At 46.3% G+C, this 24,768-nt stretch carries 32 protein-coding genes and 1 tRNA gene; 12 read left to right on the forward strand and 21 right to left on the reverse strand.

What is annotated here, in order from left to right; all coding sequences use genetic code 11:
• The first annotated feature begins 44 nt into the window (after positions 1-44).
• Positions 45-374, forward strand: coding sequence for an SCP2 sterol-binding domain-containing protein (locus NWE92_00095; GenBank protein MCW4028035.1), 330 nt, complete (start codon positions 45-47; stop codon positions 372-374).
• Here NWE92_00095 and NWE92_00100 read toward each other — a convergent pair.
• The 3 genes from NWE92_00100 to NWE92_00110 all read right to left on the reverse strand — a co-directional run bounded on the left by NWE92_00100 (position 369) and on the right by NWE92_00110 (position 3,372).
• Positions 369-911 carry a YkgJ family cysteine cluster protein gene (locus tag NWE92_00100; protein ID MCW4028036.1) on the reverse strand — a complete coding sequence of 181 codons (543 nt, stop codon included), beginning with the start codon at positions 909-911 and terminating at the stop codon, positions 369-371. The genes NWE92_00095 and NWE92_00100 overlap by 6 nt on opposite strands.
• A 14-nt stretch (positions 912-925) precedes the next feature.
• Positions 926-1,990, reverse strand: coding sequence for a glutamate-cysteine ligase family protein (locus NWE92_00105; protein ID MCW4028037.1), 1,065 nt, complete (start codon positions 1,988-1,990; stop codon positions 926-928).
• 173 nt (positions 1,991-2,163) lie between these two features.
• The gene (locus tag NWE92_00110) at positions 2,164-3,372 is read right to left on the reverse strand and encodes a cation:proton antiporter (protein ID MCW4028038.1); all 1,209 of its coding nucleotides are present in this window, start codon (positions 3,370-3,372) and stop codon (positions 2,164-2,166) included.
• Positions 3,373-3,588: 216 nt separating this feature from the next.
• Between NWE92_00110 and NWE92_00115 the strand changes: the two genes are divergently transcribed.
• The 4 genes from NWE92_00115 (at position 3,589) to NWE92_00130 (ending at position 6,841) form a co-directional block, all read left to right on the forward strand.
• A complete protein-coding gene (locus NWE92_00115) occupies positions 3,589-4,284 on the forward strand; it encodes a RimK-like ATPgrasp N-terminal domain-containing protein (GenBank protein MCW4028039.1) in 696 nt (231 codons plus the stop codon).
• Positions 4,277-5,155, forward strand: a complete 879-nt coding sequence (locus NWE92_00120) for a RimK family alpha-L-glutamate ligase (GenBank protein MCW4028040.1) — start codon at positions 4,277-4,279, stop codon at positions 5,153-5,155. Before NWE92_00115 ends, NWE92_00120 begins: the two co-directional genes overlap by 8 nt.
• A gap of 66 nt (positions 5,156-5,221) precedes the next feature.
• Positions 5,222-6,199 carry a deoxyhypusine synthase gene (locus NWE92_00125; protein MCW4028041.1) on the forward strand — a complete coding sequence of 326 codons (978 nt, stop codon included), beginning with the start codon at positions 5,222-5,224 and terminating at the stop codon, positions 6,197-6,199.
• A gap of 75 nt (positions 6,200-6,274) precedes the next feature.
• Positions 6,275-6,841 carry a helix-turn-helix domain-containing protein gene (locus tag NWE92_00130; GenBank protein ID MCW4028042.1) on the forward strand — a complete coding sequence of 189 codons (567 nt, stop codon included), beginning with the start codon at positions 6,275-6,277 and terminating at the stop codon, positions 6,839-6,841.
• 49 nt (positions 6,842-6,890) lie between these two features.
• On the opposite strand, the gene NWE92_00135 is transcribed toward NWE92_00130, so the two are convergent.
• Entirely contained in the window at positions 6,891-7,967 is a 1,077-nt protein-coding gene (locus NWE92_00135) for a deoxyhypusine synthase (protein MCW4028043.1), read from the reverse strand.
• Positions 7,968-8,116: 149 nt separating this feature from the next.
• On the opposite strand from NWE92_00135, the gene NWE92_00140 reads away from it, so the two are divergent.
• Positions 8,117-9,661 carry a PQQ-binding-like beta-propeller repeat protein gene (locus tag NWE92_00140; GenBank protein MCW4028044.1) on the forward strand — a complete coding sequence of 515 codons (1,545 nt, stop codon included), beginning with the start codon at positions 8,117-8,119 and terminating at the stop codon, positions 9,659-9,661.
• On the opposite strand, the gene NWE92_00145 is transcribed toward NWE92_00140, so the two are convergent.
• Both NWE92_00145 and guaA read right to left on the reverse strand, forming a co-directional pair.
• Positions 9,658-10,338: a hypothetical protein gene (locus tag NWE92_00145; GenBank protein ID MCW4028045.1), complete on the reverse strand. Its 681-nt coding sequence runs from the start codon at positions 10,336-10,338 to the stop codon at positions 9,658-9,660. The genes NWE92_00140 and NWE92_00145 overlap by 4 nt on opposite strands.
• 229 nt (positions 10,339-10,567) lie before the next feature.
• Positions 10,568-12,118 (reverse strand): glutamine-hydrolyzing GMP synthase, encoded by a 1,551-nt coding sequence (gene guaA / locus NWE92_00150; GenBank protein ID MCW4028046.1) that lies wholly within the window; start codon positions 12,116-12,118, stop codon positions 10,568-10,570.
• 210 nt (positions 12,119-12,328) lie between these two features.
• Between guaA and NWE92_00155 the strand changes: the two genes are divergently transcribed.
• Complete coding sequence (locus NWE92_00155; protein MCW4028047.1) at positions 12,329-12,772, forward strand: Lrp/AsnC family transcriptional regulator; 444 nt, start codon at positions 12,329-12,331, stop codon at positions 12,770-12,772.
• Positions 12,773-12,887: 115 nt separating this feature from the next.
• Here NWE92_00155 and NWE92_00160 read toward each other — a convergent pair whose 3' ends face one another.
• From NWE92_00160 to cysK, 3 genes are all read right to left on the reverse strand, one after another.
• The gene (locus NWE92_00160; protein MCW4028048.1) at positions 12,888-13,202 is read right to left on the reverse strand and encodes a hypothetical protein; all 315 of its coding nucleotides are present in this window, start codon (positions 13,200-13,202) and stop codon (positions 12,888-12,890) included.
• Between the two features lie 99 nt (positions 13,203-13,301).
• Entirely contained in the window at positions 13,302-14,366 is a 1,065-nt protein-coding gene (locus NWE92_00165; GenBank protein ID MCW4028049.1) for a serine acetyltransferase, read from the reverse strand.
• A 55-nt stretch (positions 14,367-14,421) separates the two neighbouring features.
• Positions 14,422-15,360: a cysteine synthase A gene (gene cysK / locus NWE92_00170; protein MCW4028050.1), complete on the reverse strand. Its 939-nt coding sequence runs from the start codon at positions 15,358-15,360 to the stop codon at positions 14,422-14,424.
• A gap of 137 nt (positions 15,361-15,497) precedes the next feature.
• On the opposite strand from cysK, the gene NWE92_00175 reads away from it, so the two are divergent.
• Positions 15,498-15,585: transfer RNA gene (locus tag NWE92_00175), tRNA-Leu, on the forward strand.
• 106 nt (positions 15,586-15,691) lie between these two features.
• Here NWE92_00175 and NWE92_00180 read toward each other — a convergent pair.
• Together NWE92_00180 and NWE92_00185 are read right to left on the reverse strand one after the other, a co-directional pair.
• The gene (locus tag NWE92_00180; GenBank protein ID MCW4028051.1) at positions 15,692-16,156 is read right to left on the reverse strand and encodes an Lrp/AsnC family transcriptional regulator; all 465 of its coding nucleotides are present in this window, start codon (positions 16,154-16,156) and stop codon (positions 15,692-15,694) included.
• A gap of 1 nt (position 16,157) precedes the next feature.
• Complete coding sequence (locus NWE92_00185) at positions 16,158-16,634, reverse strand: Lrp/AsnC family transcriptional regulator (GenBank protein ID MCW4028052.1); 477 nt, start codon at positions 16,632-16,634, stop codon at positions 16,158-16,160.
• A 205-nt stretch (positions 16,635-16,839) separates the two neighbouring features.
• Here NWE92_00185 and NWE92_00190 point away from each other — a divergent pair, with 205 nt between their 5' ends.
• The 4 genes from NWE92_00190 to NWE92_00205 all read left to right on the forward strand — a co-directional run bounded on the left by NWE92_00190 (position 16,840) and on the right by NWE92_00205 (position 19,825).
• Complete coding sequence (locus NWE92_00190; protein ID MCW4028053.1) at positions 16,840-17,151, forward strand: hypothetical protein; 312 nt, start codon at positions 16,840-16,842, stop codon at positions 17,149-17,151.
• 20 nt (positions 17,152-17,171) lie between these two features.
• Positions 17,172-18,512 (forward strand): NADP-specific glutamate dehydrogenase, encoded by a 1,341-nt coding sequence (gene gdhA / locus NWE92_00195; protein MCW4028054.1) that lies wholly within the window; start codon positions 17,172-17,174, stop codon positions 18,510-18,512.
• A gap of 26 nt (positions 18,513-18,538) precedes the next feature.
• Positions 18,539-18,871, forward strand: coding sequence for a hypothetical protein (locus tag NWE92_00200; GenBank protein ID MCW4028055.1), 333 nt, complete (start codon positions 18,539-18,541; stop codon positions 18,869-18,871).
• A gap of 495 nt (positions 18,872-19,366) precedes the next feature.
• Positions 19,367-19,825, forward strand: a complete 459-nt coding sequence (locus tag NWE92_00205) for a hypothetical protein (protein MCW4028056.1) — start codon at positions 19,367-19,369, stop codon at positions 19,823-19,825.
• Positions 19,826-19,901: 76 nt separating this feature from the next.
• On the opposite strand, the gene NWE92_00210 is transcribed toward NWE92_00205, so the two are convergent.
• The 10 genes from NWE92_00210 to NWE92_00255 are packed head-to-tail and all read right to left on the reverse strand — an operon-like array spanning position 19,902 to position 24,722.
• Positions 19,902-20,516, reverse strand: a complete 615-nt coding sequence (locus NWE92_00210; protein MCW4028057.1) for a hypothetical protein — start codon at positions 20,514-20,516, stop codon at positions 19,902-19,904.
• Positions 20,513-20,818 (reverse strand): hypothetical protein, encoded by a 306-nt coding sequence (locus NWE92_00215; protein ID MCW4028058.1) that lies wholly within the window; start codon positions 20,816-20,818, stop codon positions 20,513-20,515. The genes NWE92_00210 and NWE92_00215 overlap by 4 nt, the downstream gene beginning before the upstream one ends.
• Positions 20,793-21,122: a hypothetical protein gene (locus NWE92_00220; protein MCW4028059.1), complete on the reverse strand. Its 330-nt coding sequence runs from the start codon at positions 21,120-21,122 to the stop codon at positions 20,793-20,795. The genes NWE92_00215 and NWE92_00220 overlap by 26 nt, the downstream gene beginning before the upstream one ends.
• Positions 21,123-21,626 (reverse strand): hypothetical protein, encoded by a 504-nt coding sequence (locus NWE92_00225; protein ID MCW4028060.1) that lies wholly within the window; start codon positions 21,624-21,626, stop codon positions 21,123-21,125. It lies immediately after the preceding gene.
• Complete coding sequence (locus tag NWE92_00230; protein ID MCW4028061.1) at positions 21,623-22,144, reverse strand: hypothetical protein; 522 nt, start codon at positions 22,142-22,144, stop codon at positions 21,623-21,625. Before NWE92_00230 ends, NWE92_00225 begins: the two co-directional genes overlap by 4 nt.
• Positions 22,135-22,476 carry a hypothetical protein gene (locus NWE92_00235; GenBank protein ID MCW4028062.1) on the reverse strand — a complete coding sequence of 114 codons (342 nt, stop codon included), beginning with the start codon at positions 22,474-22,476 and terminating at the stop codon, positions 22,135-22,137. The genes NWE92_00230 and NWE92_00235 overlap by 10 nt, the downstream gene beginning before the upstream one ends.
• Before the next feature lie 2 nt (positions 22,477-22,478).
• On the reverse strand, positions 22,479-23,108 hold the full coding sequence (locus tag NWE92_00240; protein MCW4028063.1) for a hypothetical protein: 630 nt from the start codon (positions 23,106-23,108) through the stop codon (positions 22,479-22,481).
• 11 nt (positions 23,109-23,119) lie between these two features.
• The gene (locus NWE92_00245) at positions 23,120-23,404 is read right to left on the reverse strand and encodes a hypothetical protein (protein MCW4028064.1); all 285 of its coding nucleotides are present in this window, start codon (positions 23,402-23,404) and stop codon (positions 23,120-23,122) included.
• Entirely contained in the window at positions 23,401-24,243 is an 843-nt protein-coding gene (locus NWE92_00250) for a hypothetical protein (protein MCW4028065.1), read from the reverse strand. The genes NWE92_00245 and NWE92_00250 overlap by 4 nt, the downstream gene beginning before the upstream one ends.
• Positions 24,240-24,722, reverse strand: a complete 483-nt coding sequence (locus NWE92_00255) for a hypothetical protein (GenBank protein ID MCW4028066.1) — start codon at positions 24,720-24,722, stop codon at positions 24,240-24,242. Before NWE92_00255 ends, NWE92_00250 begins: the two co-directional genes overlap by 4 nt.
• Between the last annotated feature and the right edge of the window lie 46 nt (positions 24,723-24,768).

Raw genomic sequence — 24,768 nt, forward strand, 5'->3', positions numbered from 1 at the left:
AAAACCTCAATGTCTAAAATAGCAGAAAATAGAAGGACAAAAAGATGGAAGCACAAACCCCCAAAGAATTTTTCGAAAAACAAGCACCAGCACAATTTAAAGCTGAAAAAGCAAAGGGCATCGATGTGGTAGCACAGATTAACTTAACAGGTATGGAAGGCGGCAACTGGACAGTTACCGTTAAAGACCAAAAACTCATCATAACCGAGGGCACCGACTCCGCAGCTGCATTAACGTTGAAGATGAGCGACGTTGACTTTATGTCAATGGTTAACGGGAAGCTGAGTGCCGAGAAAGCCTTCTTCACGGGGCGAGTGCAATTTAAAGGCAACATCGCCGTTGCGCTTAAACTAAAAGACGCGGGCTTTCTATAAGCCCAGCTTTTCGGTTACCTCTTTGGGTAATTCCTCTTCGCTTATTTTGAAGGTTTCAGGCTCATCTATCTTGTTGAGTTCACGGAGTTCATTGGCGCTAAGCTCCTTAACGAGGACCAAGATTTGTTTTTTGGCGACTTCAAAATGCGTCTGTAGGGTCGTTTGGTCTTTGTATAGGTCCCCTGCGTAGGCGCAGATGTTGGATTTTTTAAGGAAAAACTGCACTTTTTTGGTGGCAAAGTTAATGTCAAAAGTTATGGGCCCCGCAACGCAGGTTTCGGGTTTAACTGGGTGGATCATGCAACGTTTGGTGGTTTTGTCGTTGAAGACGCAACGTGAAGCCTCATCGACTGAAGGGTAGGAGTATTCTTTGGTTGTAAAAGGCATCGAGACAGTGATGCTGTTTTCTTTTAGGTATTGTTTGATGATTTTTTTGCGGTTCTCTGTCAAAGGGGGCTTTGCGTCTATGCAACAGATAATGCCGCATTCACTGCAAACATCGTAGGAATAGGTTTTTCCTTTGTTATCTTCTGGCATTTTTGGTTTCACCTTTAGAAGAAGGGTTCATTATCATATAGGCACTTAATAAGGGTTGGATACACGTCTAGGATTGCTTCGTGGAAACTGGTTTTTTCTGCGCGACGCAGGATATTGGCGCGTATTGTGTCGGAGAGGCTGCCTGATTCGATTCGGCGCGCAATCAGGGGAAGATAGGGTTTTTCGTCGGGTGTGGCGTGTTGTTGAGCGATTTTTAGGTAGTATTGGCAGACTTGCCGCGCGATTTTTCCATGCGGATTAGCAACTGAGGCGGATAAGCCATGTTTGATTATGGCGTTGAAGTCGCTGACCAAAACATTATGGGGTAATAGTTCTGTCTCGCATTCAAGCAGCCCCCTTAGGGCGGCTCGCACAAAACAAGCCAACGCAACATCAGATTTTATGCATTCCTGCTCATCCATCACTCGGACCTCCAGCGCGGAACGGTCGAAACGGAAAATCACGCCCCGGGAGTTTACCCATTCCCGATTCAGCAGAATCTTATCCGCACCCTTCGCTGCCAAATCTCTGCTGTATCCACCAATGATGTCATGCTTGTACTGGCTTAAAGAGGACGCATATTCGGGGATAACGTCACCTGTTATGGAGGGGACTTGTTTTTGGCTAAGTTTGTAGAATTGAAGGCGATTATCAATATCGCCGCCGGGTTTCCCCTCATACATGGGCGAAGAAGCAGCGATGGCGGGGAGATAAACGCAGAGGTTGGTGAGCAGGTTGTGGGTTTTTATGGCGTCGGTTTCGGTTTGGAAGGGCAAATTGAGGTGGAAGCTTTGGATGTTTAGCCAGCCGTGCTGGTTGAGGTTGAAGATTTTTCCATACGCATCGTAGATTTGGCGGTGGTAGTGAGGCCAGATGGCTGTCTCGTGAAGTCTAAGCAAGGGATGCATACCGGTACCCAGCAATTTAGCCCCATGCTTCTCCACAATGCCGGCTAGTGTTGTGACGGCGGCTTGCATGGTTTGCTCGAAATCAACTGGCGACTTGAACGGCTCGTTAGCTTTGATTTCCATAACGTGCAACTGAAGCTCTTTGCCGAACGTGAATTGTGGGCATTCTATGAAGTTGATTATTCGTCCGCCGTAGGCTTTGATGATTTTGTCTGCGATAGGCAGAGGTTTTAGGTCTGCGCCTACCAGAGAGTATTCGTGTTCGGGTCCTATGACTTCGAGCGGTTTATACGTAAGATTTCCTCGTTTTGGGTTTTCTCTTATGCGTTATGTTGGAGTCTGGTTTAAAGCTGACTATGATTATCGTCCCAATCTGGCCAAACAGATTTCGTTTTGGGTTCACTTCTAAACGAGAATTTGATAAGATAGGGAGTTAAGAAAGCGGTAATCATGGTGGCGACCCCGATTATGGGCAGCAGAAAGTCACTTATCACGCCTAAGTCCTGACCTGCCTTTACGATTATGAAGGCGAATTCGCCGATTTGAGCCATCCCTAACCCGACGCGCATGGATGTTTTTTTGTCGTAGCCAAACATGCGGGTTCCAAAGCCGCAACTTACGAGTTTTGTCAACACCACCGCGATGGTTATGACGATTGCTGGAAACCAATAGGAGGTGATTAGGGTAATATCCATCAAAGCGCCCATGGAGACGAAGAAAATGGCTCCAAACACGATTTTGAAAGGCCCAATTTCGCGGTTAATTTCTTCGCGTACTCTTGAGCGGGCAAATACTACGCCGATTATGAAGGCGCCGATGGCTGCTGAGAAGCCGATTTGGGTCGCTAGGATTGCAAAGGCAAAGCAGATGCCTAACATAAAGATGTAGAGTAATTCTTGGTTTTGCACTTTGGCTATGCGGTTGGTGACTTTGGGTAAGAAAAGGCTGCCGATAACTAAGGTTCCTCCTATGAAAATCACCAGTTTCGCCACTAACCACATAGTGTCGGTTACGGAGATGACGTTGGCTACTGCAAAGTTTTGAAGCATCGCTAAAATAATCACCACGACAACGTCTTCGACAACTAGGATGCCTAGCATGATGGTGGATGAGATTTCTTTCATGTGTCCTGAGTCGCTTAGAACTTTGGCGATGATGGTGGTGCTGCTGCTGGCGAGAGCGGCGCCCAAAAACAATGTGTCATACATGCCCCAATGCAAAGAGGCGCCAACGGCGTAGCTTATCAGAAGCATAGCGGTTATTTCTATGGCAGAGACCCCGATTACTACGCGCCCGATGGAGCGGAGTTTCTGTATGGGAAATTCTAAGCCAACAGTGAAAAGTAGCAAAATTACGCCAATTTCAGCAAACACGTTTAGGAAGTCGATGTTGTTGACGAAGCTAAATGGCGGCGAGTAAGGCCCAATGATTATGCCTGCGATTAGGTAACCGATGACGAGGGGTTGTTTTAGCTTGTAGAATATGAATGCAACCACTGAAGCGATAACCATTAGGACAGCAAGGTCAGTGATGATTTGAAGCTCAAAGCTCATGCACAGAGTACTATGTCACTGAAGATTATAAGGTTAGCAAGCGAATGTAAGGTAGGTCACCAGCAGAGAAAGCTTTGCTGGCGTTTTTTTGGGAAAAGGACCGATTTTACGAGACTTTTTTTGTGAATATCAACTTGCAATGCGGTTGTATTCACAGTTAATTTTAAATACAACTCACGAATAAGCCAAATCAAGTAAACTGGTGTACCATGAGTGTTGGTCGTCTCAAATGTCGGCCTATCAGATGATTTACATGCGCTAAAACCTTCAGCGTTTCTTGAATCATCAATCAAAGACACTACCATCAACATTAGCACAAATTATCGTTACCTCAAATCAGGCTACTACGTGTCGCTACATGCAGAAGTCTTAGGCAGCACCGTTATCCCATCATGCGAAAACATCATCGACTCCAGCCGCACCCCAATTCTACTGTTACGTGCAGCACGCGCCAACATCCCAACCTTGCCGTTTCTCGTTACCGATTCAGTCAAAAAAATCATCGACGAAATTCATCTGCCCGTGGTGGTTTTTGCAGTTAACCCCTTCATCTACGAAGGCTACGAAACCGCCCAAAACAAAAGCGCACTATATCGTGCAATGAAGAGCTTAGGCATGAACTACAAATTCACCGTATGCGCTCAACCCCTAGTAGGTCGAATGTTGACGGTTAAAACTGTTTTTGGGAAATGCCAAACCGTCGACGAACAAATTCAGGGTATCGCCGAACAAGTTTTCCAACTCTTTAGGGTGCCACTTTGCAAACTGCACATCCAAAAAACACAGGACCAAGCGTTTCTCTGTGGATTAGAGCCCATCAAAGAATCTGAGTTGGCAAAGAATGACTTAGAGGTAATCTCCAAGGAGATTACGAGGCTGATTTCTCAGCAGGATGAACACCTCAGTGTCTAAAATCGCATGCTTTGTCGAAAAATACAATTTCACTGACCCCAGAGAACAAGCTGCACTTCAAAACTTCAAAAATGCAGCTGAACAAGCAGGGTCACAATTCAATTTCCTCTTCCGAGAAGACATCCAAACAATACCCAACTATGACGCCGTCTTCATACGCGCCACCACTGACCCCCTCTTCACCGCCTACATCGTCTCCAAAACCGCCTATGAACTCGGCTTAAAAGTCATCGACGACCCCCAATCCATCAAAATCTGCGCTAACAAAATCTACCAATACGAACTCTTCGAAAAACATGACATCCCCCGCATCCCAACCGTCTTTTTAAGCAAAGACGAGTTACACCACAAAAAAATCAACGAAATCTTTAGCGAACTCGGCAAACCCGTCGTCATCAAAGCGCCTTACACAAGCTTTAGCCGCTACGTCGAAAAAGCCGCGTGTGAAACTAGCTTTCGAGATGTCGCTAAACGGTTCTTCAAAAAATCCGATGTGCTTGCCATCCAGAAATTTACGCCTACCGCGTTTGATTGGCGTGTCGGCGTCTTAGGCGACGATGTCCTCTACGTCTGCAAATACATGATTCCTAAGGGTAAATGGAAGCATGGTGCTAAACTCCGCGGCAAACCCACCGTCGTGTGGGGGCGCACTGTTAGTTTGGAGAAGAAGGATATGCCGCCGCGTCTGCGGGAAGTGGCTTTGAAAGCCTGCAGCGTCATCGGCAAAGGCCTCTACGGCGTGGACCTAAAAGAAGTCAACGGAGATTACGTGGTGGTGGAGGTTAACGATAACCCCAGCATCTACGCGGGCTACGAGGACCAAATGGCCCCCGACATCTACAAACGTATCATCGCCTACCTATCCGATTAGCCTGATGCTTTCGACACCCTTTTATTTCCTTATTTATTTAACCTGTGCATAACGGAGTTTGGACTTATGCCTAAAGCATCACCTAAAGCACATAAAGTGGCAGTGAAAGATTACGAGTTCACAGAAAACATGACGGTAGATGAGCTTGTTAAACAGATGGAGGCGGCATGGGGTTTCACCGCTGGCAAGCTGGCGACAGGCGTCAACATCATGCAAGCCATGATAGAGGACAAAAAATGCGTCAAATTCCTCAGCTTCACCGCCGACATCATAGCTACTGGAACCCGAGGCGTAATACGCGAACTGGTCAAACGCAAACTCGTCGACGTCATAATCACTACTTGCGGAACCCTAGACCATGACGTTGCCCGCTGCACAAAGGACTACTACAAGGGCAGCTTCATTATGAGCGACAGCAAACTCCACAAGGAAGGCGTAAACCGACTTGGCAACGTATTGGTCCCCAACGACAGCTATGGCATAGTTATTGAAAAGAAAATCATCGCGCTCCTCGAAGAACTCTACAAAGAAGGCAAAAAAGAACTCTCAACAGCAGAGCTTAACCGCGAAATCGGTTTGCGGTGCTGCGACGAAACCAGCATTGCGTATTGGGCAGCCAAAAACGACATACCTATCATTGTGCCGGGTCCAACCGATGGCTCCGTAGGTTACCAGCTTTGGTTTTTTAGCCAAGACCACCGTGACTTCCGTATAAATATTCTAAAAGATGAAGAGTACCTAAACAACCTCGTCTTTGACTCTAAAAAATCGGGTGCACTCATAGTCGGCGGCGGCATCAGCAAACACCACACAATTTGGTGGAACCAATTCAAAGACGGACTTGACTACGTCATCTACATAACCACCGCAGACGAATGGGACGGAAGCCTCAGCGGCGCCCGACCACGCGAAGCCGTGTCATGGGGCAAAATCAACGAAAAAGCCAAACGCATCATGATTGAAGGCGACGCCACCATGGTGATGCCCATAATGACAAGCGCCCTAATTGACCGCTTAAACAAGAAGCAAACTAAGAAAGCTTGAAAACAATTCTTGTCAAGTTTTCTTAGTCAAGAAGTGATTTAAGCGCAGAAGCCCCTGATGCAATCAGGGATTAAAATGGCTAAATCCAACGGAGAAATCGAAACAGTCATCTTCCAAGCGCTTGCTCACCCAATGCGGCGCACAATAATCACTATTCTGGGAGGCAACACCAAGGGTCTGCTTTATACAGAGTTAATTACCGAGTTAGGCTTGCCAACTGGGAAAATGAATTATCACATTGAGCAGCTGGAAGGTTTAATCTTGAAAAATGAAGAAAACCGATATGTTTTGACGTCTTTGGGCGTAAAGGCGCTCAACCAGCTAAACCAACTCAAAGCAGAGGTTACAAACGAGGACATGAAGTTCCTCAGTATCGCTGAGCAAAGTCGCAGAGGAAGTCTCGAGCCCATGCTGAAAGGATTTCTGCGGATATGTGTGTTTGGCTCCATCGCGGTCATCGTATTAATGGGTGTTATTGCCTACGGAGCTTATTCGGAGGGAGCAGCCCCATTGTTTTTATGGGTAATTCTGCCAATTTTTATGGCTATCGAAGTTGGCGTTGCTATAGTACTTATTCGTGCGCTCAGAAATATACCTCCATGGCTTCGACGTTTGGAAAAAAAGGTCATAGAAACAAGCTAAACTGCCAAAAATCAGCGTTTGCTATGAAAACAAAAAAGAAAAAAGGCGTTTATGCCTTTGGCATGTCTTTGAAGATCCAGCTTAGGTCTGGACCTTTCCGTTTTTCTGGGACGCGTTCGGATAGGGCGTGGCAAATCAGCGGCAATGCGATGGTGGCGTCACAGTAGCAGACGGCGCGGGTGCCTTCTTTGCTGTTGATTTTACCCCAGCTAATCGCCTCTTCAAGTGTACAACCCGATAATCCGCCCCATTGTGGAGAATCAGTGGTGATTTGGATGGCGTATTTGTGGGGGTAATAATATTCCTGAAGCCCTTTGCGTAGACCGCCGTTTCGTCCTTTGACGCCTTCATCTTTAGTCATAGGCGACACGGATATGGCGATAAGCTGAGTGAGGTCTTTGGGGACGCCGCCGCCGATGTAGATGACGCCGACTTCTTTGGTTTTGGTTCCGATCTGGATGAATTGGTCAAATTCTTTCACAGAGTCAATGTGGACGTTGTGGCCTTGGTTTTTGGCGAGCAGGAAGGTTTCGCCGTAGGCGCTGTCAACCATAGCGGGGCTAAAGATGGGTACGCCGTGGGCTGCTGCGGTTGCGGTTATGGCGGGGATTTTCTTTTTGCCCAAATACTTGCCGAGTCCGTGGAGGAATTCGGCGCTGGTGTATTGGTAGTCTTGGTTGCAGGTCATAACGAAGTCAGTGACGACTTCTTCCATCTTGCGGTAGTCGGTTTCTTTGCCGTAAACGTCATAGTAGCGGTTAACGTCGTCGTGGAGGAGTTGCTCGTCGTTAACCATGTGGCTGCCTTGATAGTAGCCAAAACCCATAGCGTCCACGATGTCCTCAGACACGTTGGCGCCTGTTGAGACTAAGACGTCGATGAAGCGGTTCTCAATAAGCCAGTTAATTATGGTCCATTGCCCCGCAGTAGACATGGAGCCAGCGAAGCCCATAGCGATGACTATGTCTTTTTCTTTAATCATGTTTTCCCAGACGTCGACAGCTTCGCCTAGTTTGCGGCCTTGATAGGCGGTTTTACCCATTTCTTTTAGTAATTGTGAGATAGGTTTCTGTTTGGTGACTTTGATTGGTTCGAGTTTCTTTTGGAAGTATGAATCGTTACTCATTATTATTATGCACCTCGTTTTACTGTTAGGGGTCTTATATTTGAAATTTGTCATTGTGAAAAGATGCAACTAATTATTTCTAGCCCAAGAAAAACAAACAAGTAAACTTTATACCTAATCCCATCTGAATAGAAAAAGGAGTTTAGGGTATGCGTAAGGCTATTTTGGCGGTAGCTATAGCAAGTGTTTTTTTGCTTTCAAACTTGCTCGTGTTTTCTTGCAATGATGCACCTGCCCCAGTTATTGCTGCGGCTACAAATGATGAGGCGGCTTCTTCGAAATGGCTGTGGAATTTTACGGTTTTTAACACAACCGAGCACACACAGGACTTGACTGTGGGAACCCCCAAAGTCGCCAACGGATTAGCCTACGTTCGTTCAACCGAGGGCTACACCATACCTGGCGAAAAATATCATGACCACTTTGGGTTTGGTCCCCCAGTGCACAGATTAGTATGCGTTCACGCTTTGAACTTATCCAGTGGTGAAGAGATATGGAATTTTACTGGAGGTTTCTCGTACACCGATGACGCCCGCAAGGTAGTTGACGACAAAGTCTACCTCTCAGACGACTCTGGCTTATATGCATTAGACGGCGCCACTGGCGCTCAAAAATGGAATTTCACCAGTGACGGTTACATTAGGTGGTATGTGGTTAGCGGCGGCATTGTTTACCTCACCGTTGAAACCACCCAGCAACTAGTCTATGCCCTTGACGCTGCAAGTGGTCATCAGCTTTGGAAATGGACTACCTCATATAATCCGGGTCTTCCCAGTCCCGCAATCGGAGACGACGCAATCTATTTGGGCACAACCTACAAACCCTACCAATACTACGCCATCAGCATAAAGGACGGCAACGAACTCTGGAGTTCAGATGTCAACGGAAGAGTCGCTGATTCAGCATTCAGTGATAGTGCCGTCTATTTCTATTCGAGCACCTTAGGCCAAACCTACGACGCCCCTACCGTTACCTACCTCAACGCTTTAAACACTCAAAACGGCGGTGCCCTCTGGAAACTCCCGATTGGCTACAGTAGCACTGGCACGCCCATTGTTGATGGAGACGTTGTTTATGCGGTGGGCAGGGAGGGCGCCTATAAGAAAACAGATGCGTGGCGCTTCGAGTGGGGCAACAGCAGCATTTACGCATTAGATGCCTCCAGCGGTAGCCCAATATGGACTTACTCTGCCAATGTAGACTTTACCCCGCTTACCCTAAGAGACGGCATTGTTTATTTTTCTGAAAACGGAACCTTCAAAGCCCTAAACGCAGTTGACGGTACACAATTATGGAGCATCAACACAAACACAAATGCATCCTCTACGCTTGTCGATGGCGTCTTCTACTATTGTTCAAATAACAGGCTCTACGCCCTAGATGCGGCAAACGGCAATAGCCTCGGCAACGTTTCAGTCGATAGCGATATGACTTTTAAAACAGTCACCCAAGGCGTCGCCTTCTTTAAAGCAAACAACACAATTCATGCGCTTAGTGTCCCTTGGAGCGAACAGCCCTCAACTACTCCGTCAGCTACGTCAAAAATTGAATCTCCACTAAATGCAGAACCTATAGACCAAACGCTGCTCTTGATAGCTGCTTCTCTTCTATTTGTGACGTTTGTGGCAATTGTCTTAGTTAAGAGGGTGAATAGGTTGAGAAAAATTCCACTGCAAAAAGGCTCACCAAGTTAGTCGCTGGAGATGTTTTGCCAGAACCTTCTTTTCACGAAAATAAATGAGGTCAAACTTGTAATGAAAAGGGTACCCAGCAATATCGCGTTTGCCAAAGTAAACCATTGGACGTTGGTGCTTACGGACAGCGCAACGGCTACAAAGACGTAGACAGAAGCTGCACCCAAGATAAGATGCAACGCTGTCACAAAACCGCCTACTTGTCCCGCTTTTATTTTCATCCAGTTTAGACCCCGTTCTAGGTGCTTATTCACATCAGTGAAATCATCTAAAACCAAGGCGACTCCGCCCAAAATAAAGAACCTGCCCAAGTTAACCGCGACGCTTGTGCTATCCACAATGAATATGTTGAATAGAGTGACTCCGGGCACTAACAGAACCACGTAGGCGATTGTTAGGGCTATGACGATGAAGCCGTAGAGGTAATGGTGAAAGAGGAATCGGCCAGTGTGCAGACTACGCCCAAGGCTGGCGCTGGGATAGATGTTGAAGATGGCTGCGGCTATTGCGAGCCAGAATATGTTGCCGTTTACGAGGTAGGGCGCGAAGGGTTTCCAGCCGGGGTAAGTCCAGTAGACGCCGCCAAGAATACTGACGACGCAGCCGATGGTTAGCAGCGCGTTGAAAACTAACGATACACTAAATATTTTTTTAATTATTGTCCTAGCTCTGCCCATGAACAGCTGCCCGTCTATTGGTACCGCGCGTTATCTAAAAAATCTACCTTAACTAAACGTAACTATCAGCCTATTTGGAGCCTAATAGCCAAGATATGCAGAAACGATAGAGAGGGGAGAGATGCAGCCTCATATTTGGGGCATATTAGAAACTCTATGCATAAACCTAAAGAGGGGTAGTCACTATTGACTCAAAACAAGCGCATTAACATGTAGAAAAGAGGGGGAATTATTCCCACTCGATGGTTGCCGGCGGCTTATGCGTCACATCATAAACCACGCGAGTCACCTGCGGAATCTCGTTAGTGATGCGGGTAGAAATCTTCTCCAGCACCTCATAGGGGATTTTTGCAAAACTCGCCGTCATAGCTTCACGACTCTCCATCGCACGCACCGCAACCACATAACCATAAGCACGAGCATCACCTTTAACGCCAGTGGCTTTCGTGTCAGTGACTACAGCGAAGTATTGCCAAAGATCCTCACAAAACGGATTTTTCTCGATTTCTTCGCGGACAATCTTGTCGGCACGCTTGGCTATGCGGACTTTTTCTTCACTTAAAATGCCGATAATACGAACAGCTAAACCGGGACCTGGGAAGGGCTGGCGGTTTACAAGTTCTTTAGGCAAATCCATCATGCGCGCGACTTTGCGGACTTCGTCTTTGTAGAGGTCGCGCAGGGGTTCGAGGATTTTTTTGAATCTAATTTTCTCAGGCAACCCTGCAACGTTGTGGTGGCTTTTGATTTTGTCGCTGTTTTTGCGGAAGCCAGATTCGATACGGTCGGGGTAGATGGTGCCTTGAATGAGGTATTCTGCGCCAGATTGGACGGCGATTTCCTCAAAGACGCGGATGAATTCTTCGCCCATGATTTTGCGTTTAGTCTCAGGTTCGGTTACGCCTTTGAGTTTAGCCATGAATCGTTCCTGCGCGTTAGCTACGATGAAGCGTATGGGGTATTTTTCGAAGGTGGCGCGAATCGCTTCGGTTTCTCCTTCCCGCATAAAACCATGATCCACATAAACTGCGGTGAGTTTGTCGCCTAACGCTTTAGCCGCCAACGCGGTAGCAACGCTACTGTCGATACCACCGCTTAACCCGATGATGGCTCTGCCGCCGCTGGTTTCAACTTGGAGTTCTGTTACCATTTTACTGATGAGGTCTTCCATTTGCCAGTTTGCTTGGCATTTGCACACTTGGAAGATGAAGTTTTGAAGCATACGCGCACCTTTCTCGGTGTGGATAACTTCAGGATGCCACTGTAGACCATAGATGGGTTTGGTTTTGTGGCGGAACGCTGCGACGGGGCAGTTTTCGGTGTGAGCTAAGGCTTCAAATCCAGGGGGCGGAACAACCACTGTGTCGCCGTGGCTCATCCAAACCTTCTCGGATTCAGTTAAGCCTTCCAAGACGCCTACAGGCTTGTCGATGGCGACTTGGGCGATGCCGTATTCCTTGCAGATTGCGGGTTCAACTTTGCCGCTGGTAAGTTGGGCTAAAAGCTGATGCCCATAACATAAGCCCAAAACGGGGAGATTAACGGATAGGATGTTTGGGTGAAGTTTAGGTGCGTTGGGTTCATAGACGCTTGAGGGTCCGCCTGAAAGGATTAAGCCTTTGACGTTGAATTTTTCGGAGAGGTCAGCTACTTCTTGGGGGGAAATGTCGTGGGGTACTATTTCGGAGTAGACGCCGTGCTCGCGGATTCTGCGACTGATTAGGTGGCAATATTGGCCGCCGAAATCAAGAACTAAGATAGTGTCATATTTGCTTGACATTTAGGCTCAGAACTATTGGGGTTTCCGCACCTAATTTAATATTCCTATCCAAAAAAGCCTAAACCACCGTTTCGACGCCGCCGACCTTTAAAATAGCATTCATTACCAGCGAGTTTAAACTAAACTTTTATAAACATAATCGTATGATTATCAAAAGGATGTTCCAAAAAGGCAGTCTCCTTTGAAAGAACGTGCAGGAACCGGATGGTTATGGAACTGAACGAAACTGACCAAAAAATACTAAAAGGCCTCTTAGAGGACGCAAGATTCTCAAGTAGACAAATCGCTAAAAACGTCGGCGTCTCAGTAGGCACCGTTCTATCTAGAATAAAAAAGATGGAAGACGATGGCCTAATCAAAGGCTACTCCGTAATTTTGGACCATGAAAAACTTGGTTTCCAACTTACCGTCGTGACCGAAATCACCGTCTCCAAAGGACGACTCGTCGAAACCGAAACCGAAATCGCAAAAATCCCCAATGTCTGCGGAGTCTACGACGTCACTGGCTTAACAGATGCCATAATCGTGGCGAAATTCAAGAACCGAGAAGACCTCGGCGCATTCACAAAAAGACTCCTCGCCTTACCCTACATTGAACGCACCAACACCCACGTCGTTTTATCCACGGTTAAGGAAAACTTCCGTCTACTCTAAAAACCAAACAATTTTTCATTTATTTTTTACTGTTCAGACTCTTTATCAGCACACAACAGTATCAAACATGTTTCGATAATGGCTGCAAGCGCAAACCCGAAGCAGACCAAACGTTTCATCCAATGACTGATCTGGTCGTTAGGTTTTGGGCAATGACTACATTAGCGGGCATAAGCAATCCGTTTTCTGGCACAGGTTGTATGAAAAAGATTTCTCCAGTCGGGTAGAGAACCACGGTGGAGCCGCAGGGTGCGGGAACAAGCAAAACAGTAGGGACCATATAGGTTGTATCATCAGAACGGAGCGCTTGGGGATTAACACAGTTGTAAACAACGGGGTTTTGGGAAACAAACGCCCAAGAAAACAAAACCGAAACCGCAACAACTCCAAAAACAATAAAGAGAAACTTTTGGTTGACTGACAGCTTCATTGTACCGCCTCTGTACCTCATAGGGGTTAGTGGTACTTAATGCGATGTTTTAGAACAGCCTGTTCGACTTTTTGCACAGCCCACAACTATCGTTTGGGGTTAGGCTTTGGGTTTTTCTGTCTGATGATTTTCCGTTTTATATTTGAGTTCAGGCAAAGCCAAGGTAATTTTTGTTCCTGACGCCACTGGACTCGTCACCCAAACGTTACCGCCAATAACGACATTATCTCCGATGACCGCATCTGGACCTAACAGGGTTGCGCCAGAGTAAATGACAACATTGTTACCGATTGTGGGATGGCGTTTGCGTCCCTTAATGATGTTGCCTTTCTCATCTTTGGGAAAACTCAAAGCACCCAAGGTAACGCCTTGGTAGAGTTTGACGTTGTCGCCGATTTCCGCGGTTTCACCAATAACGACGCCGGTGCCGTGGTCAATGAAGAAGTTTTTACCGATTTTTGCTCCAGGATGAATGTCGATGCCAGTTACGGAATGCATGTGTTCACTCATGATACGAGGAATCAAAGGTACCCCGCGAAGGTAGAGTTCATGGGCAATCCGGTAGGTGGTTATAGCAAGAACGCACGGGTAACTGAGGATGACTTCTTCAGTGCTCACAGCTGCAGGGTCACCGCAAAACGCAGCTTGCACGTCGCCGCTAAGCGAGGACCGAATCTCGGGCAGCTTTTCGAGAAACTCTTTACCGACGACATGCGCCCGTTTTTGGCATACGTCTTGGGGGCATTCGCTGATTTTTCGGCAGATATATTTGAGGCTCTTTTCGATTTCGCCAGTCAAGCGTGTGTAAACGTGGGTGAGTTTGTTGCCGAGGTGATATTTGATGTTGGCTTTGGTGATTTCTGAGTCACCCAAGTAACCGGGGAAAAGAATAGTGAAGAGGTCTTCGAGCACTTCGATTACGACTTTTTTGCTGGGCAAGTCGCGGCCCTCAAGATGGTCCATGCCGCCGAACTGCGTATAGCTTGACATGATGTCATCTACAAGTATAGGTAACCCTTTCTCCAGCCAGTCCTGCTCCACCTTGTCATTGTTACTCATCAGGGCATCTATCATGCGATCTGGATTCCAGCAGTCGACGTCAAGGTTTTTTTCTCTGCATTCCGCACATTTTTTAGGTACAGACTGGTCAGGGGCTGTGCTCATTTTAATTGCCTTTCTTTGACTATTGTCAGGGGAGAATAAAAGCGTTGGTTTTGTTTTAACTATTGCAGGAGGGATCAGTGAACAGCGGCGTACTGAGATACCGCTCGCCTGTATCGGGCAAGATGACGACAAAGAGTTTGCCTTTGTTTTCGGGACGCTTGGCAATCTCAAGTGCAGCGTAAGTTGCGGCTCCAGCGGAGATACCGACTAGCAAGCCCTCTTTTTGGACGAGTTGACGAGCTGTTTGCATGGCTTGTTCATCGGTAACTTTGAAAATCTCATCCACTAAATCCAGTTGAAGGATGTCAGGTTTGAAGCCTGCGCCTATGCCTTGGATTCTGTGAGGACCCTTCTGTCCGCCGCTTAGCACGGGTGAACCTGCGGGTTCGACAGCGATAGCTTTGAAGCTGGATTTTTGGGGTTTAATGTATTGGGCGATTCCAGTTATGGTTCCGCCTGTACCCACGCCAGCGACTACGAAGTCGACTTGTCCGTCGGTGTCCTGCCAGATTTCGGGACCCGTCGTTTCACGATGGACTTTGGGGTTATCGAAGTTCTTGAATTGCTGAGGCATAAAACTGCCAGGAGTGCTGGCGAGAAGTTCTTCGGCTTTATTTATGGCTCCGCCCATGCCGTCAGACCCAGGCGTCAAAACCAACTGCGCGCCGTAGGCTTTAAGCAGGTTGCGACGTTCGATGCTCATGGTTTCAGGCATAGTGAGGACGAGTTTGTAGCCTTTGACAGCTGCAACCATAGCTAAGCCGATGCCGGTGTTGCCGCTGGTGGGCTCGATAAGGGTTGCGCCGGGTTTTAGGAGACCTCTTTTTTCGGCTTCTTGGATCATACTTAAGCATATGCGATCCTTGACGCTGCCGCCTGGATTGCGGGATTCTTGTTTACCTACAATGGTGGCGTTTATGCCCTCTGTGAGTTTGGTGAGTTTTATGAGGGGTGTGTTGCCTATGGTTTCTAGGACGTTGGTGTGGATGTTCATGTCAACCACCTAAATAATATAACAGTGTTATGTGTGGTTGGTGCTATAAACCTTCCCCCAACCCCTCACCAACAACACCCAGCGCAAGGTAAAGCCTTTAAATGAGCCCTGCAACACTATATCTCCGCAACAGTTTCGCGGAGGTCGCCCAGCATGGCCAAAGGCGTAGGACTGAGGCTCCTATCCCGCAGGGGTTCGTGGGTTCAAATCCCACCCTCCGCACCAACTTATTTCTTCAGTGGGGCGAACCTTCCGAGCAGCTAAAACTTTGCGTGTGAAGAATAGAAAGCGGAGCGCGAGATACCTTTAATGTCCTTCAAGATTCTGGCACCTATATGACGAAGTATTTGGGTGAAAGTTCTGTTATTTCACTCCAGAAGGATACATCCATGTCTTTAACGCCCGGAATGGCAGCTATCTCTTTTCTTATAGCAAACAAATGCTTGAAATCCTTAACAACACCGATAGCCATCAAATCATGGTCGCCCACAGTTTTTGAGGCTACTATGATGTCCTTTAAGCGGATCAATTCCTTTAAAATCTCAGAAGAATCAACCTGATTTGTTTCATCGCTTATGGGTGAAACATCCACCATGAAAACAGCCATCGCACTATAACCTATCATTTTGGGATTAAGAACAATAGTCGACCCTCGTATGACTCCTTTCGCTTGAAGCGCATTATAGCGGTCAATTATCGTATCGGGGGAAACATTTAGTTTAATTGCTATCTGACGGAATGGCGTACGGGCATCGGCAATAAGCGCTTCAATAATGCAGAGGTCTATATTGTCCAATTTAGTATTCCCCCGTTATTGCTTGTAGATCAAAGTTTTCAGGGCACAGAAGTATATCGCCAACCCATATGCTTGTACTAATCTCGCGTACCATAGGATGCGCTTTTATTACCTCTTTTACTTGGTTTAGTGTTGCCACATTTTTGACCAGAGCAAGAGCAAAGATACTGTTTTTGCCCATCGTTTGCGCAGAGAAAACTATATCGGGAATTTTTTTTATAAATTGTAATAATGGTTCGATATGGGAGAAGTCGGCACGTATTCCAAAACTGGCAACGCATTCACAGCCAAAGCTTTTAGGATTTAGTAAAACGCTTGTTCCTCTTGCTATGCCTGATCGTTCTATTTTTTTGAATCTTTTGCTGATTGTGTCAATGGAAACTTGGCATTCTTTAGCGATTGTAGCGAAGCTAGCTCGTGCGTCTTTTTGAAGTGCTCTTATTATGGCTATGTCTATTTTGTCTAGTTTTGTACTCATGTGTCTTCCCTGTAATTGCTCTATGTTAGTAGTTGATTGAATAATAAGGTAACGTGTGTTTAATCTGATCTGTTCGGGTTTTTAGACCTTTATTCTTCAATTCCGATAAAAAAACCTTTTTTAGCTTATTTTGTAGACTTTTATTGGTTAATAAGTCTAAAAAATCTTAAATATTGCCTCAATCATCTTAGCTCTTGGGGCTGTCATGCGATTGGAAGAAGTATTTAATAAAACCGAGCGCAACTTTGAACAGGTTCTAAGAAAGAGATTTACTTGTGCCCATTGCGGTAAAACTTGGGTCGAATTGAAGGGCTTATTTTCAAAGAAAAAAGAGGGACAAGAAGACATCTACATACAGGCAAGTCCAGAATCTGAAGTGTGTCAACATTGCAAATTCAGAACACAATCATGCCCAGCTTGCCACTCTACTGATGTCTACGAGATTACTTTTCCCTCAGATGACACCCAAGATACGCCACTGAGCTTTGACCGTATACGCATAGTCAGCAAAAGCTAAACAAAAGACGTGACAAGACCATGTATAAATCGCCTAAAGACTTTATGGAATATGTAAAAGACAAAAACCCAAATCAACCTGAATTTCACCAAGCAGTCGATGAAGTGATAGGTTCTATTTGGTCTGTTATTGAAGAAAACCCGAAATACCAATCTGCAAACATCTTGGAGAGAATAATCGAACCCGAACGAACAATCATGTTTAGGGTAACCTGGGTTAACGATAAAGGTGAAACCAAAGTTAACAAAGGCTACAGAATCCAGATGAACAGCGCTATAGGCCCATACAAGGGCGGATTACGTTTCCATCCAAGCGTTAACCTGAGCGTTTTGAAGTTTTTGGCATTCGAACAGGTCTTCAAAAATTCATTAACCACCCTACCAATGGGCGGCGCTAAAGGCGGCTCTGACTTCGACCCTAAAGGTAAAAGCGACGCTGAAGTAATGCGCTTCTGCCAAAACTTCATGATAGAACTCAATCGCCATGTAGGACAAAACACTGATGTTCCAGCAGGAGACATCGGCGTTGGAGGACGAGAAATCGGCTACCTATTTGGCATGTATAAGAAACTCCAAAACGAATTCACCGGCGTACTGACGGGTAAAGGTCTTAATTGGGGCGGCAGCTTGATTCGTCCTGAAGCAACGGGCTATGGTGCTACTTACTTTGCTGAAGAAATGCTCAAGGCAAAAGGCGAGAGCTTCGAAGGCAAGACTGTTGCAATCTCCGGCTCGGGTAATGTTGCTCAATATGCGGTAGAAAAAGTCAGTGAGCTCGGAGGTAAAGTCGTAACCTTATCAGACAGCGATGGAACAATTTATGATAGTGAGGGCATTTCAGGGTCAAAACTAGCCTATGTGATGGATTTAAAAAACAACAAACGTTGCCGCATCAAAGAGTATGCTAGCAAATATAAAAACGCGGAATACTGGGAAGGTAAACGACCCTGGGAGATTGAATGCCAAGTTGTACTGCCCTGCGCCACTCAAAACGAAATCAGCGCAGATGAAGCTAAATGTCTCATCAATAATGGCTGTCTATGCGTAAGTGAAGGCGCCAACATGCCAACTGAACCCAAAGGCGTCAAATTATTTGTAGAAAATGAAATCCTTTATGGTCCAGGTAAAGCGGCAAATGCAGGCGGCGTAGCAACTTCAGGACTGGAAATGTCTCAAAACAGTATGCGTCTATCGTGGACACGTGAGGAAGTAGACGCAAGACTCCGCGCCATCATGAGAAGCATCCATCAAACATGCGTTCGATACGGCAAAGAAGGCGACCACATCAACTATGTCAAGGGAGCAAACATTGGCGGTTTCGTGAAAGTAGCAGACGCAATGATAGACCAAGGTATCGTCTAACTAGCTGAAGAACAGGAAAATTGACCATGAATCTCTCTGCTAAAGTGATTTGGCGAACACAAAAAGACACGCAAGTCTGCCCCATATGCAAGGCACTAGATGGCTACACGTGGACTATCAAATTAGGTGAATCTTACCCAAAAAAACTCATTCACCCAATTTATGGACCCGTTTATGACACAAGACTAGCAGCAAAGGGTAGCTTAGTTAAAGAAGAAAACGGTAACCAGTGCAGATGCACGATAGAACATCAACTGGATTTATCTGAACCTCCAACCTGTGAGGATTGCTCACAAAATCAAAATGAGAAGCCAATCCAAGGGCAACAACCTGTTTCCGAATCTATTGCAGAGGGATAGATGGGTTTTTACCCTTCTATTATTTTTGTTTAATAGTTTAATATAGTAGAATGAATGTCGAAAAATCCCAGTTTTTGCTTATTTTAAAATATCTATGGTCGGTTAGCCTTGTGAGTTGATAAATGTTTCATATAGCAGCTCATATGTACACATATTTAATTTTCAATAGATTTTTTAGTAAAATATTCGATAATTGTATTAGGTTGTAATCGTATGACAAGAAAAAATTCGGCAATAAGAATGAACATTCAATCGAGTAAAGCCACAGGCGAGGAATGTGCTTGTTGTGGCACAAATAATCCCGAATATTTACTTGACGATAGGCAACTATGTTTAAACTGCTACAAAGCAGAAATTCAACGTTAATCAGCTAGACCGCAAGTCTCCTTCACCCCGCCAACGGGGCCTCTTTTCAAAAAAATGAAAACCAGAGACCAAAAAGTCTATCACAAAAATAAAATACTGTTCTAAACATTCTTAGAAGCTGTGACTTGTTTGCCTCAAACGATTCGGTACCAGTTTACGCAGGTTTTTTCTGTCTCCGCTAAAGAGGCGTTTGACTGGTGCACAAACTTCGACGCAGCCGACAACACGTTGATGGGTGATACAGATGCTAAACGTGAGATCATAAAAGTTGCCGACGGCGTGATCCTCCTCACCGACACCTTTACCACCTCGGCAGGAGCGATTGTTAAGCAGAAACTCGTCACCCTCTACCCTCAGAGTCTCTTTTGGGTCTCCACCCACCTCTCGGGTCCACATAGGCATTCGCAGTTCCTCTACCAAATAACACCCCTAAGCAAAGACACCTCAATGTTGACTTTTACTGCCGCCCATATTGAATATGATAAAGACGCAGACCCCGCAGCCCTCTCCGAGGAGTTATGTGAGGCTGATGCTCAAGCATGGAAGCTACTAGCGGCGGCGATGGAAAAAGAGCTTAAAAAGAGATGAAAGTTCGGAATTGGTTTGGGCAGAGTTGGGGTTGCTTGGGAATCAACTGCGGATGAATCGTTGGAGTTGTTTTTTATCAGACCCGTTTCTTCCTTAGCGTTAATATGCCAATAACCAAAGAACCGATGCCGACTGACGCAAATATTGCAGTAGTCCACAACCCGAGCCAATATGGATTGACCAAGTAGTTGAAGAACCAAAGCAAGGAAGACATACTGAAAGCTAAACCTCCCTTAAACATGTAGTTCCCGAAGCAACGATGGGGTTTAACCCCGAAGAAGAATTCGCGGGCGCTTTGTTTTTTGTCAATTAAAAAACCAATCAGTGCTGCGATGGCACCTGAAAAACCAAGTATCGCAAAAGTAGCAATCCAAACAGGAAGAGCAGTAAACAGCGGATTGTCCGCAGGTATGTCTCCAAATCTTAAAAGTACCCTTTCTTGTTCATAAAAGAAATAGGATTCTAAAGCGCCGAATAACCCAACCATTATACCCACATATCCAGCGCCTTTTAGATACCAAGTGTTCTGAATGATTTTGTAGTCTGGCACTGCATAATAGAATTGTCGGGACGGAGGAGACGGATTTGCAGTGTTTGGAAAACTATGCGGCGGGGAAATTATTGTTGGAATAGAGGGGTCTTTGGGGAACCAACCTCGGATGCGGTGTTGTAGAGATTTTAACGCATTCATGTTCGGGGTTTCCTTTGCGGAGAGGTTTTGTGTTTAACCAGAAAAGGAACCGCCGCCACCCCACCCCAGACGACGAATGCAACAACAGCATACCAAAGATAACCGCCTACGCCTTGGGTTAAACCTGCAATATCGCCGAGAACTAAAAGCGCCGCGCTTACTCCCACGCCAGCAACAAGGGCTCTTGCAGTCCATCGAACCATAGGCGTATACTTGTCAGCGGGTTTTTGGGGTTTTGAGGCGGCAAACTCTTTGGGGAGCCAGCCCTGAACATGATTATTCAGCGACTTTTTCTTGTTCACTCTTCTCCGCCTCCGGGGGATGTTTTTTGGAGTAACCGTAAATAGCAACAAACGCGGCGCAGACCCAAGCTCCAGCAGCAACTGCCGCATACCAGAAATAGGCGCCGTAGCCCACCGTGAACCTAAAAAAGTCTCCTAAAAGCACAAGCCCAGCCGCCGTAGCCGCACCAACTAAGATAGCCATCGCAAACCATGGAACCATATAGGGGATTTTGTGTTCAGGCTGCTTCTGGTGAATGATTAAGGTGGGTTCCTGTGGTAACCAGCCTCTGAGTCTATGCTCTAAGCGATTCTTAAAAGTCATTTACACACTCTCCATGTTGATTTGTTTTTTGAGGTTTCTGTACAGTAAATTGTTAACTAAGAAGAACGCAGCCAATAGGGCAATCCACAAGCCCAAAGTTATCTCACTCGCGAGGTTTGGGTTTATCCAAAGATATGTTCCCAAAAATACGCCGATCATACCAACGTTGACCACCCCGATTATCGTAGCCACCCGCCGTCCCTCCTTTGTTAAGGGTTGATTTTGGATGGGTTCCCTGAACAAGACGCTCACAGCCACAGTAGCCAAGATGCCTATCCCTACTGCCGCGGAGGTTGCGTAGTTATTCCCCAGACCTAACCCATGCATTAATGCCATCATGATGAGGACTGTGGCGAAGGGTATGATGAAAATTGCTAGGCAATTCTTTAGGGTGAGGCGATGGCGGATATTTGGGTTTGCTTGCGCTGTAACTGTACTGGACAGGGCGGGGTCTTTGGGTAGCCAACCGCGAATCCGATTCAGGAAGGCTTTTGGGTTACTCAATTTTGCGCCTCCAATCCAGTGATGCCACTGCCGTTTGGGTACTTTCTTTTGCCCACCAAGTAGCCGATTGCGCCGCCGACCGCTGGTGCTGCCGTTAGCGACAAAATTATAGCTGCTGAACCTGCGGCAAGGAATTGGCGTGGGAATAGCACAAGGGCAATCAGGTCGAAGACTGCAAACCCTATCCAGACGCCGCCAACAAGGTAGCCGACTCTTTTTCTTAGGTCAGGTCTGCGGTTGAGTAGGTATACAACTGCCATGCATGCGAGGCTCCAACCAATACCTGTCAAGCCATAACCCACTATGGTAGCGTCTATGTAGCCGAGCAGAAAAGGCACCACGACCAAGAGACCAAAAAGCGCATACGAGAAAGCCAGTCCCATCCAGAAGCGCCTGTTGAATTGGAATTTTGCCTCTGCGGGGCCTGCGCCGTTGAGGTTTAGGGTGTTGTTTGGGATGTTTGCGTCTTGTGGTAGCCAACCTCTTAGGAATTGTTTTGAACGCTGCTTTAACCCCATCGTAGCCCTCCTTTAGGTAGCAGACGCTGTTTGTAGTGGCGATAAATCACCACATTAACCGAAACCAGCGCGGCCGCAAAGGTTCCGAAAGCCAAAAGCGACATCTCCAAAGTCAAGTAATAGTGATAGATTGGTCGCAGAACCAAGAAATTGATGCCTAAAAAGACGTTGACTAATAGGGCGTTGGCTATGCTGGCGACCTTAAACGCTTTTTTGTCCAGCGCGGTCTTAGTTTCGGGCTTTGTTGGGTGGTAGGTCTGCAGGCTCTTTGATAGGGGTTCTTGTGGGAACCAGCCTCTGATGTGTGACTTTAGGCTTCGTTTTACCTTCATTTTTAGTCGGCTCCTTTGCTGTGGTTGGGCGCTTTTGGCATGAGAACAAATTCCAATCCGAACCAAGATTGCATTATTCGCATGTTTTTCTTCTTCTCAAAAGCAGCAAACAGGACAACTCGCGCTAATATCAGCGATAACATCAAGCTATACGTCGAGAAAAAAAACCCTTGGAGGGCAAAGCTAAAGGTGTTGAATTGGACAAATAAACTTACCAAAACAAAGAGACTTACCAAAATAAGGAACAACATTGTTGGAGCAATCAACAGAAGCATGTCCTTACCATTTGGCCCGATTATGTACTCTTTGGAAAGTCGATTAAGTTGGTTTCTAGTAAAGATCCCGCATGCAACAAGACCAACCGCTGCCCCTATAATTATCCAAACCATAATTTGGAACACTGGCATAGTGTGGATTTCAGATCTAAGCGCAAGAGAAATATTGAATGAGACCAGAAATATGTAAAAGACCGCAAAAGCACCAAAGGTTTTGGTTGCGCTCAATTTATAATCTGCTGGAATAACCCGAGGCGGTTGATGATTTTCGCTGATTATCCTTGTTTGTCGGATGGTTGAGCTGTACTCTTTGGGGAACCAGCCTCGGAGTTTTTTTAGGGTTTCTTTGGTTTCCATCGATTTCAGCCTCAGTGTTTGTATGTCCTCCAAACGAGAAATGCTGCCACAAGCAAGGGAACACCCGCAATCAGCAGCACAGCAACAACTTGTTTGGGGTAAAAAGGCACAAAATAAAAGAATCCGCCTAAGAGAGTAAAGCCTACGCCGACAGCACCTAAACCGCCCACTAAACGTTCTCTAAAGCTGGACGGCTTGTTTGGCAAGAAGGGTTTAGGTTGACGGTTGTTTGCGTTCAACATGGGATCTGCGGGGAACCAGCCTTTAATTTTGTTCAACCCTTTCTTTAGGCTCATGCTTTCAGCTCCTGATACGGCATTTTCTTTAAGCTAGATGACGCTTGACTTCTACCTAAACTGACTAATGAAATGACAAGAACACCCAGCAAACTGAATATCCCAGCAGCGAGAATGATGTTACCGCTGTCTCTGTAGGGGTAACTTATGATATAGCCGCTTTGAGCCCCATTAATAGGGGTCTCTATTGTAAATGAAGACGCACCCGCGTTACTGGCGTTACAGTATAACGTGAAAACAACCTCTGAAACTAGCGGTTCTAAACCTGCCGAACTAGGTTCAAACGGAGGTTTCAAGTCTACTGCGCTAAAGAGCAAGCCTGGTTTTTTTGCCTCATCGGGCACAAATGTACCTGTTTGATTGAATTCTTCTGGCGTATACGCATTTAGTGTGGTGTTGAAGCGGACGTACTTTAACGTGGTAACATATGCTCCAGAACTGATGTTTCCAGGTTCGTTAAGATACACATAGAGCATGTTTACCCTGTTGGCAGGACCAAGAATACTTTCTTGTAGAGGCGGCGAAATGAAGAGGTGAATAGAAGAATTATAGTTGGTTCCGTCAATTTGGACGGGCTCATGATAAGTTACGCTGTTTATAGGCAAAGAGTAGGAGCCCTTGGTTGTAGACGCTGAGGTTAGATACAAGCCGCCCAGTATCAGGCATATAGATAAAACCACAGCGACCAGTTGTGCCACATTGATTGTAAATTTTTCCCGGATGTGTTTGAGTTTTAGGGGGTTTGTATTAAGTTGAAGCTGCATCTGCTTGTCTAAGGTATAGGGGTCTTGTGGAAACCAGCCTCTTAGACGCGCTTCAAGTTTGTTTTTCAGGGTCATGCCTTTAACTCCGGAACGAGTTGGCAAAAAATCATGTGTGCCAGCTTTGCAGGATGGATATTTTGGGCGTCTGGGATTTCTATGCCCCGCTCTTTAGCGATGTCGATTAGGTATTGTCGGGTTTGGTTGAGAAAGATTGGGTCGGTGACTTCTTCGGGTGCGTCGTGCCAGTACCAGACTTTTAGTCCGTGGCTGGTGGTATAGGTGATGATGGCTTTCTTTTTTAGTCCTGGGTGGTAGCCTAGGAGGATGGCTTGTTTGGGGTAGAGTTTGGTGACTTGGAGGTCGTTGACGGCGGCGACGTCAAGGAGCGTGGTTTGGAGTTTGGCTTCGGTGGTTAGGCGGGTTTGGTTGACGTATTGGCGGGTGGTTTTGAGTTTTTCGGCGATATTGCTCACGGAAAGGCCTCGGCTTAGGAGTGCCCAGATGTCTTTTTGGCTTTGGCTGAGGGGTGAGGAGACGGAGCAGTTTGGCGGCATACATTAAACCTCTGTAAACAACTATCTATTTACAAGTATTTAAGGC

This window comes from Candidatus Bathyarchaeota archaeon, from assembly GCA_026014745.1.
In the GTDB taxonomy this organism is placed as follows: Archaea; Thermoproteota; Bathyarchaeia; order Bathyarchaeales; family Bathycorpusculaceae; genus Bathycorpusculum.